At 49.3% G+C, this 13,781-nt stretch carries 14 protein-coding genes; 9 read left to right on the forward strand and 5 right to left on the reverse strand.

Annotated elements, in window-relative coordinates; all coding sequences use genetic code 11:
- Positions 1-46: 46 nt before the first annotated feature.
- The 3 genes from AC5JLP_RS32250 to fghA all read right to left on the reverse strand — a co-directional run bounded on the left by AC5JLP_RS32250 (position 47) and on the right by fghA (position 1,635).
- Positions 47-382, reverse strand: coding sequence for a DUF6883 domain-containing protein (locus AC5JLP_RS32250; RefSeq protein WP_496071964.1), 336 nt, complete (start codon positions 380-382; stop codon positions 47-49).
- Positions 383-447: 65 nt separating this feature from the next.
- Positions 448-690 (reverse strand): hypothetical protein, encoded by a 243-nt coding sequence (locus tag AC5JLP_RS32255; protein WP_496071965.1) that lies wholly within the window; start codon positions 688-690, stop codon positions 448-450.
- A 96-nt stretch (positions 691-786) separates the two neighbouring features.
- A complete protein-coding gene (gene fghA / locus AC5JLP_RS32260; RefSeq protein WP_496071966.1) occupies positions 787-1,635 on the reverse strand; it encodes an S-formylglutathione hydrolase in 849 nt (282 codons plus the stop codon).
- A gap of 125 nt (positions 1,636-1,760) precedes the next feature.
- Here fghA and AC5JLP_RS32265 point away from each other — a divergent pair, with 125 nt between their 5' ends.
- The gene (locus tag AC5JLP_RS32265) at positions 1,761-1,898 is read left to right on the forward strand and encodes an IS1/IS1595 family N-terminal zinc-binding domain-containing protein (protein WP_496071967.1); all 138 of its coding nucleotides are present in this window, start codon (positions 1,761-1,763) and stop codon (positions 1,896-1,898) included.
- A gap of 256 nt (positions 1,899-2,154) precedes the next feature.
- Entirely contained in the window at positions 2,155-2,559 is a 405-nt protein-coding gene (locus tag AC5JLP_RS32270; RefSeq protein WP_496072140.1) for a TIGR03985 family CRISPR-associated protein, read from the forward strand.
- 483 nt (positions 2,560-3,042) lie between these two features.
- On the opposite strand, the gene AC5JLP_RS32275 is transcribed toward AC5JLP_RS32270, so the two are convergent.
- A complete protein-coding gene (locus AC5JLP_RS32275) occupies positions 3,043-4,305 on the reverse strand; it encodes an ATP-binding protein (RefSeq protein WP_496071968.1) in 1,263 nt (420 codons plus the stop codon).
- Positions 4,306-5,160: 855 nt separating this feature from the next.
- Here AC5JLP_RS32275 and AC5JLP_RS32280 point away from each other — a divergent pair.
- From AC5JLP_RS32280 to AC5JLP_RS32300, 5 genes are all read left to right on the forward strand, one after another.
- Positions 5,161-5,694 carry a DM13 domain-containing protein gene (locus AC5JLP_RS32280; protein WP_496071969.1) on the forward strand — a complete coding sequence of 178 codons (534 nt, stop codon included), beginning with the start codon at positions 5,161-5,163 and terminating at the stop codon, positions 5,692-5,694.
- A 169-nt stretch (positions 5,695-5,863) separates the two neighbouring features.
- Positions 5,864-7,255, forward strand: a complete 1,392-nt coding sequence (locus tag AC5JLP_RS32285; protein WP_496071970.1) for a glycoside hydrolase 100 family protein — start codon at positions 5,864-5,866, stop codon at positions 7,253-7,255.
- 57 nt (positions 7,256-7,312) lie between these two features.
- On the forward strand, positions 7,313-8,635 hold the full coding sequence (locus AC5JLP_RS32290) for a 2Fe-2S iron-sulfur cluster-binding protein (protein ID WP_496071971.1): 1,323 nt from the start codon (positions 7,313-7,315) through the stop codon (positions 8,633-8,635).
- Between the two features lie 241 nt (positions 8,636-8,876).
- Entirely contained in the window at positions 8,877-9,755 is an 879-nt protein-coding gene (locus AC5JLP_RS32295) for a hypothetical protein (protein WP_496071972.1), read from the forward strand.
- A gap of 47 nt (positions 9,756-9,802) precedes the next feature.
- The gene (locus AC5JLP_RS32300) at positions 9,803-11,023 is read left to right on the forward strand and encodes a VOC family protein (RefSeq protein WP_496071973.1); all 1,221 of its coding nucleotides are present in this window, start codon (positions 9,803-9,805) and stop codon (positions 11,021-11,023) included.
- A 285-nt stretch (positions 11,024-11,308) separates the two neighbouring features.
- Here the strand turns inward: AC5JLP_RS32300 and AC5JLP_RS32305 are convergent, their stop codons facing one another.
- A complete protein-coding gene (locus tag AC5JLP_RS32305) occupies positions 11,309-12,214 on the reverse strand; it encodes a LysR family transcriptional regulator (RefSeq protein WP_496071974.1) in 906 nt (301 codons plus the stop codon).
- Between the two features lie 180 nt (positions 12,215-12,394).
- Here AC5JLP_RS32305 and AC5JLP_RS32310 point away from each other — a divergent pair, with 180 nt between their 5' ends.
- Both AC5JLP_RS32310 and AC5JLP_RS32315 read left to right on the forward strand, forming a co-directional pair.
- Positions 12,395-12,676, forward strand: a complete 282-nt coding sequence (locus AC5JLP_RS32310; protein ID WP_496071975.1) for a hypothetical protein — start codon at positions 12,395-12,397, stop codon at positions 12,674-12,676.
- 175 nt (positions 12,677-12,851) lie between these two features.
- Complete coding sequence (locus AC5JLP_RS32315; protein ID WP_496071976.1) at positions 12,852-13,733, forward strand: formylglycine-generating enzyme family protein; 882 nt, start codon at positions 12,852-12,854, stop codon at positions 13,731-13,733.
- Positions 13,734-13,781: the final 48 nt, after the last annotated feature.

The raw sequence follows: 13,781 nt of genomic DNA on the forward strand, positions 1-13,781 counted from the left end.
GTTTCAAGTCCATACGGTTACCGCCGCTGCTTAAGAGTTGTGTCAGTCAATCAGGAGGGTAGCAGGTTGTTAGCTTAGGAATCGCTGAGTCATGCTCAATGATCCAGCCACTGCGAAGGGTTACACTTCTATTTTGCCATTCGATTGTGAAGTCGAGCGTGTAGCGCTGTCCAAACTCATCTCGTCTTCCCAACTGGGCTTTCTGCACTTTGACAGCCTCAAGCAGGATTTGACGCAACTCCTCAGCATGATCAACCGTCATTCCAAGCATTGAGCCAAAAAGCCGTGCTTTGTGCTTTCCATCGTTATGTTCTAAGTTGAGGCAGTAGTCACGCAGTTTACGAACATCAACAACGGCATTCTCTGAATTTGGAATGAGCATCTTGAAGCAGCACTATTTCACAAGTGGCTATTGCACTTAAGTCTTTGCCAATCAGCATCCGCCTCTCATCTAGTTGCTACCCAACCCAGCGGCAAATCGGCTAACTGCATTACAGAGCAATCAAGCTCGACAATTCTTTTCAACGCCACGACTTTAGCATCCGATTCATTCATCGTCGCACCTGTATGGAACTGCCAAGCACCGTCTTCTTCATCGTGACTCACATACAAAATTGTCTCGCCCTTCAAGACCTGATGAGTTGTCAGAACCGCTACATTTGGCGGATCATCAAACAACCAATGACTCATAACACAGACTTTGAAAGCATGGTTTTCTCAGACAATATAGCCTACAGCGAAGGCTAGTGAGCCATCCCCTAATCACTCAAGCAGCACAACAAGCCATTAGTGGTACAGCACTTCGGCATGATGGCGAATGTGGTCTTCGATAAAGGTGGAGACGAAGTAGTAGCTGTGGTCGTAGCCGTTCTGCATTCGTAGGGTTAGTGGTTGTCCTGCTTTCGCACACGCCTGCTCAAACACCTGGGGTATCAGTTGCTTTTCCAGGAAGTTATCTGCTGTACCCTGATCGATCAGAATCGGATGCTGGAGTTGAGTTTTCAAAACTAGTTCGCTGGCATCGTACGATCGCCACTTTTCCTGATCCGCTCCTAGATAGTTAGTAAACGCTTTCTGTCCCCAAGGTACACAGGTAGGAGCGACGATCGGCGCAAAGGCAGACACCGATCGATACTGGTCAGGGTTCCGTAGCGCGCAGACCAAGGCACCATGTCCGCCCATCGAATGCCCGAAGATACCCTGACGATTGACTAGCACCGGAAAGTTTGCTGCAATCAACGCAGGCAATTCTTGCGTGACGTAGCTGTACATCTGGTAGTGCGATCGCCAGGGTGCTTCAGTAGCATCTACATAGAATCCGGCTCCCGTGCCAAAATCCCAATCGTCATCTTCACCCAGAATTCCTGCACCACGTGGACTAGTATCTGGTGCAACGAGAATGACCCTGTATTTTGCTGCAAACTGCTGCGCACCCGCTTTCGCCATAAAATTCTCTTCCGTACAGGTCAGCCCCGACAGAAAATACAGCACAGGCAAAGGTTCAGTCTGCGATCGGGTTGGCAAGTACACCGCAAATTTCATCATCCCATTACAGCTCACTGACAGATGGCTGTAGAAACTGACGGTACCGCCAAAGCAGGCAGACTGATTCAAGAGGCTAAGTGGTTGAGACATAATTTAATCAATAACCGACTACTTGAAGGTTTGGGCCACTTGATAGTGCTCAATCTACGGTTGGGTTAGTAAAGTAGAAGAGCATTTACTCTCAAACACGAGTTATGAAATGTGTAACACGAGCTATGGAATGTCGGCTCTGTGGTCATCCACCTTCGCATGAGTATGGCAAAGCTCTCGACAGCAGCCAGCGATATTTCTGTCCCCAATGCCAGCAAACGTTCAACGAACGGTTTGATACCTCGTACTACACCAACAAGTGACTCCAGAACAAATTCGGCAGGTTCTACAGGCCCATAGTTAGAGCAGCAGTTTTAGAGAAATCAGTCGTACGAATGGACTGCGCATAACATAGTCGTTAATATTGTTCGTGCTGCTAGCTAGCAAGCGCAGTTGGCACATAATCCTCAGGTTCAAGCAGTACAAACCGAGAAGGTGAGTGCGAATGAGCTGTGGTCATGGTAGCAAAAAAAACAGAAGCAGTGCTTCCCCGATGAGTTAGCAGTAGGGATTGGTGAACTGCCCTCCCCGGAAGCTGTCAAAGCGAAGTTAGACGAGGCGTGGGGGTTCAATTTCTACCTGCCTCGTCAACTGCTACTTTTGCGCTTCCCAGCCACCTTTGCCCGTTGGTATGTAGACAACACTGTGCGCCACCCCACCTTTCGCTCGATCGCTTACAGTCGCCTGCCGGATTTAGTTCGTCAGGAGATTCCTGATCCACTGGAGCAGCAGGAAGTCTTAAAGCTGATCGATCGGCGCTCCGCCAACGACGCTTATTCCGCTGTATGGATTCGGGCAGGCGATATTAACGTCACGATGCGCCTGCGCGACTGGCGACCCAATGGCGAAGTGATTGCACCCCTGTCACTAAGGCAAGACATTGCGAAGGAGGTAACCCAGGAGTTGGCACACTATAGTGATTAACCAAGCATGAGCCATTGCTTTGTCAGGTGATTAGCCAGAAACCCTTATAAAATAGGGAGATTAGCCAAATGAGTCAGTTTTACATAGCAGGCTGCAAATTAATTCAAGGACTGTAGGGTGTGTGGCGAACGGTTATTTTTCTCTCAATGTTTACGTCGTAGACAATGCACGAGTAAAAGAGCTAACGCCAAAACTGACAAAGGAATAACAGGCACTTCAGCCTTTAGACTGTTTTAAGCACAGTGCTTTTTTGAGTCCTGAAAAGACTTCTTGGCAAGCATTTCGGTCTTAGGCTTTGCGCTCGAATCCCGCCAATCTCGTATGTTTCAAGCCAAAATCGAAGACAGCTGGGGGTAAGCTGCAAGCCTGAGAACGTGGGAAAGGCGTTGGAACGGATTAGAGGCTTACGGTATCGGTCGTATTGCAAAGCATGGGCGTGAGATTGGCAGCGTGCTCATCGCTACTCTCGCAATCGCTGAGCTGTTATGGGTTTAGCACAGGCAGTGTAATGCTGACGATCGTCCCCCGTTCGGCTGTCGATTGAATTGCTAATGTACCACCATGAGCAGTCGCAATGCGTTTGGTAATCGCTAGCCCTAACCCAGTACCACCAGGCTTTGTAGAACAAAAGGGCTGCGTCAACCTGGGCAGGATAGCGGCTGGAATTGGTTCGCCACCGTTATGAATGCGAATGTCAATCTGCTGAGTGGCTGTACTGTCGACAGCCCAGGTGACGACCTCTCCTGCTGCGATCGCCTCGCAAGCGTTGCGAATGAGATTAATAAACACCTGTTTCAGTTTATCTTCGTCTCCCAGGATCTTGATAGGTGCGGGTGCAGGTGTGAAGGCAATGCGTCGCTCTTGAGCTTCCGGCATCTCCTTGATTACAATCAGCAGCTTGTGCAAAAAAGCGTTGATCTCTAATTCAACCAGCTGCAATGTTTGGGGCTTGGCATACTGCAAAATCTCACCCAGCAACCGTTCCAGACGGCTGGCTTCATCCAGAGCGAGTGACAGCCGTTCTTGCGCCGAGGTTGTCAGCACCGTTTTTTGAAAATATTTCAACCCCATAGCGATCGTGGTGAATGGGTTCCGAATTTCGTGCACAATCATAGCTGCAAATTCACCAATCGCCGCCAGTCGTTCCCGTTCCACCAGCTTTGCTTGAGCGATTTGCAATTCTTCGGTTCGCTTTTGCACTTCGGTTTCCAGAGCTTCGTTAAACTGGCGTTGCTGCTGATAAAGATGAAAGTGGTCGATCGCGGTTGCAGCCCGTTCGGCAAACAGTTCCACGATTTGAATTTCCTCTGGTGTAAATTCGCGGGGCTGGCGATGAAAGGAGCAAACGGTGCCGATGATTTCACTTTCAGCCGTCCGCATGGGAATGCCAAGATAGGCCCGATAGCCCGGCGCTGGCTTACCATACTCTGGTTGCGCGATCGCGTCTCTGACCGCCAGCGTGCAGCGATTTTGCATCACCGTGTTAATCAGCCGTCCATGTAGGGCATAAGTGCGAGGCGCATCGCCCATCTCTAAACTACTTGCCAGGACGTTCTCAAACCCTGCCTGACAAATGGTTACAACTGTCCAATCCACATCAACCAGTTGGCTCACGGCGCAGGCAATGTTGTGTAAATAGCCGTTAAGTTCACCTGTGCGATAGTTGAGGGAGGATAAGATCGCCATTGCTTGCCGCTCTCGCTGCCAGGCAAGCTGTTGTCGAGACTCATCATCCGCACTTATCACAAGTCACAACCTGCATCATACGTGGAGCTATAGCGATCCAATTTGATTTGTGAAAATGATTCTGCTTGGCTATCAGCATTCAGCGTTCAGCGTTCAGCTTTAAACTCCAGGCTGATAGCTGACGGCTGATTAACTCAAACACAGCATGCTTTTCACGAATAATTTAGGACTGCTATGTCAGAAATCTACCATGTTTGTTGGTCAAGTTTGTTAATTGAGATCTTGCATCTCTCGCAATAACCCGCCCTGTAATAATTACGGGCTATAAATGGCAGTCAAAGATCATGCACAACCGCGTAGGGTGTGTTAGCGACAGCGTAACGCACCAAACTCAAGACCAGCGCTGCGTTACGGCAAAGCCTAACACACCCTACGCAATCGTAGAGGACTTTGCAAATAGGTACGAACAAACATTGCTGGGTTAATAACAGTACGAAGTCCGTTAAAACGGACTGCAAAGCGTCTCAGTTGATTTTCAGTCCACTTCTAGTGGACTTTCCTCTGTTAGACCGCACTTTTAGTACAGGGCGAGGCAAGGCGATCGCCAGAAAGGCCCAAAAGGCATTTTCTTGAGAATGGTGCAAGATTTGAATTGATCAAGTTTGTTACTCAAAGAGGCTCAGTGCCACACGACTTCACCACACCAAGCAGAATCAACGTTACTTCGTCTTCATCCTGCCAAAGCTGAAAACTGGCTGAGAAAACACTAAGAAGCTTCTCACGAAACTTTCAGTCTTCTAAATTAAATCCCTTAGACATTCATCATCTTGCCTGCGTGACCTTAAGCCACAATCAAGGAGCCTTCAAAGAACAAAACAACGGTTCATTAATGTTGTCTTAAGGACGGTTTCCATCATGAAAGTAAGACGTTGGTTTTGCTTCAGTCTAGCGGCTCTGGTACTTGCAGGGTCTCTCGGAAGCATTGAGAAGAGTCTGGCGATCGTCAATGCTATTTCTGGCATCACGCAATCTGCGACCTCACAAGAACAACCCACCACGATCGCCCAGATGATGGAATCGGCAAAACCTGTGGTGGTTAGTTCTGGCAGCTTTCGGTCTGGAGAACACCCAACTCAGGGCACTGCACGGATTCTTCGTCAAAATGGCAAGCTCTTTCTCGAACTGAATCAAGGCTTTAACACCTCTAGGAGTGGGCCAGATTTGGTCGTTGTTTTACATCGCTCTGGTAACGTCATTGGTTCTACCAAACCGCCTGCCTATCCGCTGAAAACGGGTGATTACGTTATTCTGGCACCCCTACAAAAGTTCAGCGGCGCACAACGGTATCTCATCCCTGCCAATATTAATGTGGCAAATTACAAATCTGCGGTCATCTGGTGTCGTAAGTTTAACGCAACGTTTGGCGCTGCCAGCTTAGGAGGGATGTAACGGGCAAGTCGTGATGATTTCTGGCGGCACAGTTTATTCTGTGGGGAGGCGATCGCACCATCAATTGAAAAGCAACCTCAATAGACCTGGTATCTTCAGACATGGTTGAGACGCGCTTTCTGTATCGTCTTTTTAAAGCGCGGGTGGATGACGTTTAGGGAATGGTTTCATGCTGGCAAACAATGCTCTGGTGGAAGAGGCTACCGCAGCCCTTAATGATGCAGTTCTCTACTATCAGGGTCGCCCGATTGGAACGGTCGCGGCTCGCGATCCAGAAGCAGATGCTCTTAATTACGACCAGTGCTTTGTGCGTGATTTTGTGTCTTCGGGCTTGTTCTTTCTCATGCAAGGCAAGCCAGAAATTGTACGCAATTTCTTAGTAGAAGTATTGCAGCTTCAAAGCCATGAAAGACGAATGGATTGTTTTCAACCAGGGCAAGGGTTGCAACCAGCCAGCTTTAAGGTGATTGTGCAGGAGGGAGAAGAACGTCTCCTGGCTGATTTTGGTGAGCAGGCGATCGCGCGTGTGGCACCGATCGATTCTTGCTTTTGGTGGCTGATTTTGCTACGGGCTTACGTCAAAGCAACGGGCGATTTGGCGTTAGCGCACCGCGATGATTTTCAGCACGGTATTCATTTAATTTTGCAGCTTTGTCTGGAAGCACGGTTTGATCTGTTCCCCACCCTTCTGGTACCTGAAGGCTCGTTCATGATCGATCGACGGATGGGCGTTTACGGCTATCCCTTAGAAATTCAAGCGCTCTTCTATGCCGCTTTGCGATCGGCACGCGAATTGCTGCGATCGGATGATGTCGGTTATACGTATCTTCAAGCCGTAGAAACGCGGTTAAATCACCTGGCTTATCATGTGCGGGCCTATTACTGGGTTGACCTCAAACGCCTCAATGAGATCTATCGCTACAAGGGGGAAGAATTTGGCGCAACGGCATTGAATCGCTTCAATATTTATCCTGATACGATTCCCTCCTGGTTGATTGAGTGGCTTCCAGATACAGGCGGCTACATGGCGGGAAACCTGGGGCCGGGACAAATAGACTTTCGGTTCTTTGGGCTAGGGAATTTAATGGCGGTGATTGCATCACTGGCTGATGAAGTTCAATCGAACGCCATCATCGCGCTGATCGAACAATGCTGGAATGATTTAGTCGGTCACATGCCGATGAAAATTTGCTTTCCAGCCGTTGAAGGGCAAGATTGGCGCACTATCACGGGATCTGACCCCAAAAATATTCCCTGGTCTTATCACAATGGCGGCAACTGGCCTGTCTTGCTTTGGCTTCTCACAGCAGCAACTTTAAAGGTGGGCAAGGTTGAACTAGCCTACAAAGCACTGGCGATCGCCGAACAACGTCTCTCAACCGATCGCTGGCTTGAGTATTACGACGGCAGGCATGGCAGGCTCACTGGCAAAGAGGCGAGAAAATACCAGACCTGGACGATCGCAGCCTTCTTGGTCACACGAACCCTGTTAGAAAACCCAGACCATTTAGCGCTCATTTCCTTTACTGAAGATCCGAATGTGATCGCGTGCACCATTTGATGCCATCAATCCATAAATGGAAACACACCGTCATGATTATCGTAAACGAGGTCGCAGATGATTAGAAGTCTTCAAGCAATCCACAACCCTTTCGCCAGAAGCGCCACCGCTGCTCTAACCGCATTTTCAGCCATTACGCTTGCGTCTGCGATCGTGATTGGTACCACTAAAGCAAAAGATGATGCCTACAAAACAGCCTTTTATGCCGCTTTAGCAGGTGCAGGATGTGGCGCTCTACTTGGATGGGTTTACGCTGGAACATCACAAACGACAGACGAGGTACGAGATGAGCCATCTTCTCCACCCCTTGAGTGGCATACCTGGAAAGATTGGCGTAATTTTGTGGTGGCTCGCAAAGTGAAAGAGAGCGAGGAAATTACCTCTTTCTATTTACAGTCTCAGGACGGTGGGGAACTGCCAAACTTTCAACCCGGTCAGTTTTTGACCATAAAATTGGATATTTCTGGACAGGCTAAGCCTGTGATTCGCACCTATTCGCTCTCCGATTATGTTGAACCACACACCTATTATCGGTTGTCGATTAAGCGAGAACCCATACCTGCTGGCTTAGATGTCATGCCAGGGATTGCCTCTAACTTTCTGCATGACCAGATTCACGAAGGGGACGTGATTTCAGCCAAACCACCAAGCGGTAAATTTGTTTTAGATGTGAGTAAACCATCCCCAGTCGTATTAATTAGTAACGGGGTCGGTATTACACCCATGATCAGTATGGCAAAAGCGCTGACGCAGTTGAACCCTAACCGTTCCATCTGGTTTTTTCATGGAGCGCGTGATGGTCGTTTTCATGCTTTTCGAGACGAAGTGAAGGCGATCGCAGCGCAAAATCCTAACTTGATGCTTCATTTCGCCTATAGCCGTCCCAGAGCAGAGGATATAGGTCACCACCACAGTGTTGGTTATGTGGATGCTGGCCTCATTCAATCATTGATGGTGCAAGATGCAGATTATTTTCTCTGCGGCTCTCCACCGTTTATGGAATCCATCCGTGAGGGCTTGAAACAGGCAGATGTACCTGAAAGTCGGGTCTTCTTTGAAATGTTTACGAAGGCCACAAAGACAACGGCTGAACGCCCCCTAGAGGATGCGAGTGACGTTGAGAATGCAGAAATTGTATTTGCGCAGTCAAACAAAACAGCGCTCTGGCAAGCTGGTGCAGACAATCTTTTAGAGTTCGCCGAGACCAATGGGTTAAATCCTCCCTATAGTTGCCGTCAAGGCATTTGTGGCACCTGCCAATGCAAGCTTTTGGAGGGTGAGGTGGAGTATGTGGAAACACCAACCGCTGCGATCGACGATGGTTCCGTCCTTATTTGCATTGCCAAACCCAAACCATCAAGGCTGGTGCTAGATGTATAGACATATCTACTTATTTTCATCATCTGCAATGGGTGTGGCAGATTGGGTGGAAGGTAGAAGGCAGAAGGTAAAAGGTAAAAGGCAGACGTTATTGGTGTACAAGCGAAGCCGTCAATGATGTTAGATAGGAGAAAAATTAGCCCTGGGTGGGCGATGGCGGCACTTAGCAGCTGTGATAAGAGATTGTTGACTGGCAATTTTTTCCAGCTTTCAACCCCTCTCTCACAGTAAGGCAACTACTATGACGGCAACCTGGCAATTCATTGGTACCATTCCATCTAAAGACTTGACCGAAAGTAGAGTGCAATTACACTACGCGATTCAATTGGCCGCCGCTGTGGGAGCAACACTAAAAGAGCCTTTACCAGACGCTAGCCACACGACTGTGGCATGGAATCCAGATCTCAAAGCATTTGTTGATACACTGCCCCGATCGCCTCAACCGTTTCAAGTCGTACTCGATCCTGCTCGCCTGACGCTTCACCTCCTGAATCAACAGCGTGAGGCAATCGCCTCTCTGCCGCTAACTGGAAACACGATGGCAGAAGGATTGGACTGGCTCAAGCAAGCAGTGTCTAAATTGGGTATCGATACCAGCAAGATCGTGGTTCTGGATGCTCCGCCCGATGATTTTCCGACTCATCCCCTGGCTCAAGGTGCCCGTTTTGATGCCAGTCATACCGCCGCTTTAAATGAGTTGACCGCATATTATGCCAACACTCATTCTTTATTGGAACGGATCGTGTCAATGACTGACAACGTTTCAGCGATCCGCACTTGGCCTCACCAATTTGATATGGCAATTCTCATAACGCTTGCTGGCACAAAAGATGGTAATCCTCTCACGATCGGCGTTGGCTTATCCCCAGGCGACACGAGCTATGACGAACCTTATTGGTATGTATCGCCTTATCCCTATCCCGATACAGCCAGTCTTCCCGCCCTGGACAGTCATGGGTTTTGGCACACTCAACACTGGGTTGGCGCGGTTTTAACCACCTCCCAATTACCGAAGCATGCTGGTGCTAAAGCGCAACAGCAACAGGTCGAGGCATTTCTCAATTCAGCCTTAGAGGCTTCGATCGCCCTCCTGCAATCTGCCCCCCCTGCCGAGGTCTAATACCATTTTCATTTCATTGGGCTACAGATCAAGAACCCCAAACAGTGATGGAACAGAGCCTCTGCAACTCAAAACTCTCTAGCTTGTCGGTGCGTAAAGCCTCTGGCATACAAGAAACACGAAGTGGCTCCTTCGGAGTTAGTGCTACTGAAAACTCAAAACTCAAAACTGGTGTAACCATGCCTGCACGCTGGACAAAACCCCTCAAACGATTGCTCCTTTCTGCGGTTGTTTTTACCGCGATCGCGCTTGCACCCCAACTACAAGCAGCCTCTCAGATTCAGCAAGGTACGGTCACAAACCAGACTGCACAAGCGCAAACGGCTCAAGGTGCAGTTGTTGCGATTGATTCGGTTGGGATGACGGTTGCAGAGATGGATCGGTCGCTGGCGTTTTACACCACAGTGCTCCCGTTTAAGAAAGTCTCTGATGTGGAAGTGCTGGGTACGGAATATGAACAATTGCAAGGGCTGTTTGGCGTGCGGTTACGGGTCGTCAAACTACAACTTGGTACTGAGTTCATTGAACTCACCGAATATCTCACTCCCAAAGGGCGACCAATTCCCATTGCTTCACGCAGCAACGATCGCTGGTTTCAACATATTGCGATCGTCGTAAGCAATATGGATCAAGCGTATCAACAGTTGCGCCAAGCCAAAGTGCAATATGCGTCTACGGCTCCCCAGCGTCTTCCTGACTCTAATAAAGCGGCTGCGGGTATTCGCGCCTTCTATTTCAAAGATCCCGATGGACACAATCTAGAAATTATTTATTTTCCCAAGGGGAAAGGCGATCCCAAATGGCAAACACCCACAAAGCAAATCTTTTTAGGGATTGACCATACCGCGATCGTCGTGTCTAACACCGCAGCCAGCCTCAAATTCTATCGAGATGTGCTGGGGTTGAAGCTAGCTGGGGAAAGCATGAACAGCGGGACTGAGCAAGAACATCTCAACAATGTGCAAGGTGCACGGCTACACATTAGCGGCTTGCGTTCTCCGGCTGGCCCCGGCATTGAATTTTTGGAGTATTTAGAACCTAAAGATGGCCGATCGCTTCCTGCGGATGCCAGACCAAATGACTTGCTGCACTGGCAAACCACATTGATCGTGAACAATCTTGCGGCAATGGCTGAGCAGCTACGACTCCATCAATCCACCTTTATTTCTCCAAACGTTGTTACTATTCCAAAGCAAAGCCTGGGCTTCAAGAAGGGAGTGCTGGTACGCGATCCAGACGGGCATCCCCTGCGCCTAGTGGAACGGTAGCCTATACTAGTTTTGAGTTTTGAGTGCCCAAACCTGCATGATATACCTATTTGGAGTACATTATCTGTAGCCGAATGGCATTGAAATAAACCAAAAACAGCCCCTTTTCTTGTATGCCCAAAGGGCTTTAAGCTCCTAGCCTTGGGGACTTTATGGTTCGGCTCCTCCAGATTTTGGGGTTTGGGGGCGATTCGGATCGTTCCGTCAGTGCCATTTATCCATAGCCCAATCAAAGGAAAATGGGATTACCCTCGCTTTACGCACCAAGCTTACTATCTGCCAAACTTACTGCCTGTCAAACTTAGCCGTCTTCAGCAAATCTAAAAAGGCAAAAACGGCAGGTGTTTGCAGGGCATTCGCCAGCATCGCCACACCGATACTGCGTTCTAAAGGCACAGGCAGACTGAGAACCTGCACCTCTGGTGGGATTGGTTCCGCTGACAGACGTGCGAGGATAGCGGCTCCCAAACCCTGCACGGCCATGCTGACCATTGTGGAGCTTTCTTTGACATCGTAGGCAATTTTGATGGGAAACTGGCAGCGAGTCAAATGCTTGTGAATCAAGGTGTAGCAGTTGCCGCCATTGGATGGAAAGATCAGCGGGTAGGTGGCTAACTGCTCCCAGGTGAGCTGATCGACAGTGTTCAACGTTTTCGGCGGTAGCAAGACGATGTATTCGTCCCGTAACAGCTCCCATGTTTCAAATTCGTCAGTTGTAGGCAATTGTGTAAAGCCTAAATCGACGCGACCATCGCGTAAGTCTTGCTCGACACCGATATAATCCCAATGCTCATTGAGCGTCACAGCAATATTGGGAAAGCGATCGCGAAAGCGATTAATGACGGCTGGCAACAAATGCGTGGCAACCGTGCGAAAACACGCAATCCGTACTTGGCCGCTTTGTAACCGTTTTTCCAGGTTCACATCTTTAACCAGCGCACTTAATGGCTTGAGTACGCGATGGGCATGGTCAATAACACGATCGCCGACCGGAGTAGGATAGGCACCATGACGACCCCGTGTGAATAACACGACCCCTAACTCTGCCTCAAGGTTCGCGATCGCGTGGCTGATGGCTGACTGTGAAAGCTCTAAATGCAGCCCCGCTTCACCAAAGTTGCCATAGGTTGCCACCGCGACCACAGCGCGCAATTGAGCAAGCGTAATACGACTCTCATCAATAGCCTTCATGAGGATGACCGCAGCAATAGTTTCGATTGTTGCAAAAGACGCGATCGCTTGCCAGGGTCAATTGATGAATTTTTTTCATAGAAGCGATGCAGTGACTGCTTTGTTACGGCTTTAAGCAATTGGTAGAGTGTGTTTGAAGGTACCTGAAGGTAGTCCATTTACTGTTTGTAGGGTAATGCTATGCAGCGATCGCACCTCGATTTAAAGCGAGAAACCTTAGAGCGAATGTATCGTGTCGATAGTCATGAAGGGATGCAAACAACGCCTCTGCTTGTGGCAATCACTAAAGTTTGGCATCGCTTGAGCACACTGTTTCATAAGAGAAGAAATGTGATTGTACAGCAGCAGTGTGATGGCGCTGGCAAGATTGTCTGGCATGCATATGACCCTGTTACTGGATGCTCGCAAAATTTCGATACGACGACCAAACTGCTGAGATGGATTGAGCAGAAGTCGGATTGAGTGGAGAGTTCGCGATCTGGCAGAACGTCAGACACAACAGCCCCACTCCCATCGCACGTTTATCCTCACTAATCTTTTTAGAATCGGTTCACGCATCGCGGTATCTGGTAATGTTCTTTTGGGCACAATTGCCTGTCTAACGGAGCTTAGTTGATTCCTGCGATCGTGACTCTTTATGATTGACGCATCCGTCTTTGAGTTTGGCACTCTGACTGTTGATCCGTATGGGCAAATCTACGAGAAACGCCTTCAAACGGCTCCTGGCCGAACAGAAGCGTTAGGTGATGGCACAACGATGGATCTGGTTACGATTCCTGGTGGCACTTTAATGATGGGAGCGCCACCCACTGAGAACGGTTGGCACCCAAACCAGAGTCCGCAACACTTGGTGACGATCGCGCCATTCTGGATGGGCAAATATCCGGTGACGCAGGCGCAATGGAGTGCTGTAGCGAACTTGCCAAAAGTGAACCAGCCGTTATCGCCCAAAATTTCTTGCTTTACAGGTGCAACCCGTCCAGTGGAGCAGGTGTCCTGGCAGGACGCGATCGAGTTTTGCGATCGGCTCTCTCTTTCTACAGGCCGTTCTTACCGTCTGCCCAGCGAGGCCGAATGGGAATATGCCTGTCGGGCTACCACGACAACCCCATTCTGGTTTGGTGAAACGATTACAACAGAACTCGCTAACTATTCTGGCATTGATTGGGAGTACGAAGGCAGGGTGTGCAGCAAAGGTTCCTATGGCAAAGGACCAACCGGGAGCGATCGCCGCGAAACCACCGAGGTTGGCAGCTTTGCGATCGCCAACGCCTTTGGTCTGTACGATATGCACGGCCTGGTGCGCGAATGGTGCATCGATCGCTGGCACGATAACTACAATGGTGCCCCAAGCGATGGGTCTGCCTGGGTCGAGAACGGCATGACTGACCAGCGAGTGTTGCGCGGTGGCTCCTGGAATTCAGGCCCCAAAACTTGCCGCTCTGCCTTTCGTGGCAAACTGAACCCTGATACGCATTTGTATGACATTGGGTTTCGCGTGGTGAGCGACCACCTGTAGGGACGTTACATGTAACGTCCCTACAGAAACGTCCTTACAATCGTGGGA

The sequence above is a fragment of the Stenomitos rutilans genome, from assembly GCF_059505485.1.

Excerpts from the sequence above, each read along its gene's own strand:
- AC5JLP_RS32305 (WP_496071974.1), bottom strand. The coding sequence starts at position 12,214 with ATGAAGGCTATTGATGAGAGTCGTATTACGCTTGCTCAATTGCGCGCT.
- fghA (WP_496071966.1), bottom strand. The coding sequence starts at position 1,635 with ATGTCTCAACCACTTAGCCTCTTGAATCAGTCTGCCTGCTTTGGCGGT.
- AC5JLP_RS32265 (WP_496071967.1), top strand. The coding sequence starts at position 1,761 with ATGGAATGTCGGCTCTGTGGTCATCCACCTTCGCATGAGTATGGCAAA.
- AC5JLP_RS32250 (WP_496071964.1), bottom strand. The coding sequence starts at position 382 with ATGCTCATTCCAAATTCAGAGAATGCCGTTGTTGATGTTCGTAAACTG.
- AC5JLP_RS32300 (WP_496071973.1), top strand. The coding sequence starts at position 9,803 with ATGGAACAGAGCCTCTGCAACTCAAAACTCTCTAGCTTGTCGGTGCGT.
- AC5JLP_RS32280 (WP_496071969.1), top strand. The coding sequence starts at position 5,161 with ATGAAAGTAAGACGTTGGTTTTGCTTCAGTCTAGCGGCTCTGGTACTT.
- AC5JLP_RS32295 (WP_496071972.1), top strand. The coding sequence starts at position 8,877 with ATGACGGCAACCTGGCAATTCATTGGTACCATTCCATCTAAAGACTTG.
- AC5JLP_RS32315 (WP_496071976.1), top strand. The coding sequence starts at position 12,852 with ATGATTGACGCATCCGTCTTTGAGTTTGGCACTCTGACTGTTGATCCG.
- AC5JLP_RS32285 (WP_496071970.1), top strand. The coding sequence starts at position 5,864 with ATGCTGGCAAACAATGCTCTGGTGGAAGAGGCTACCGCAGCCCTTAAT.
- AC5JLP_RS32290 (WP_496071971.1), top strand. The coding sequence starts at position 7,313 with ATGATTAGAAGTCTTCAAGCAATCCACAACCCTTTCGCCAGAAGCGCC.
- AC5JLP_RS32255 (WP_496071965.1), bottom strand. The coding sequence starts at position 690 with ATGAGTCATTGGTTGTTTGATGATCCGCCAAATGTAGCGGTTCTGACA.
- AC5JLP_RS32310 (WP_496071975.1), top strand. The coding sequence starts at position 12,395 with ATGCAGCGATCGCACCTCGATTTAAAGCGAGAAACCTTAGAGCGAATG.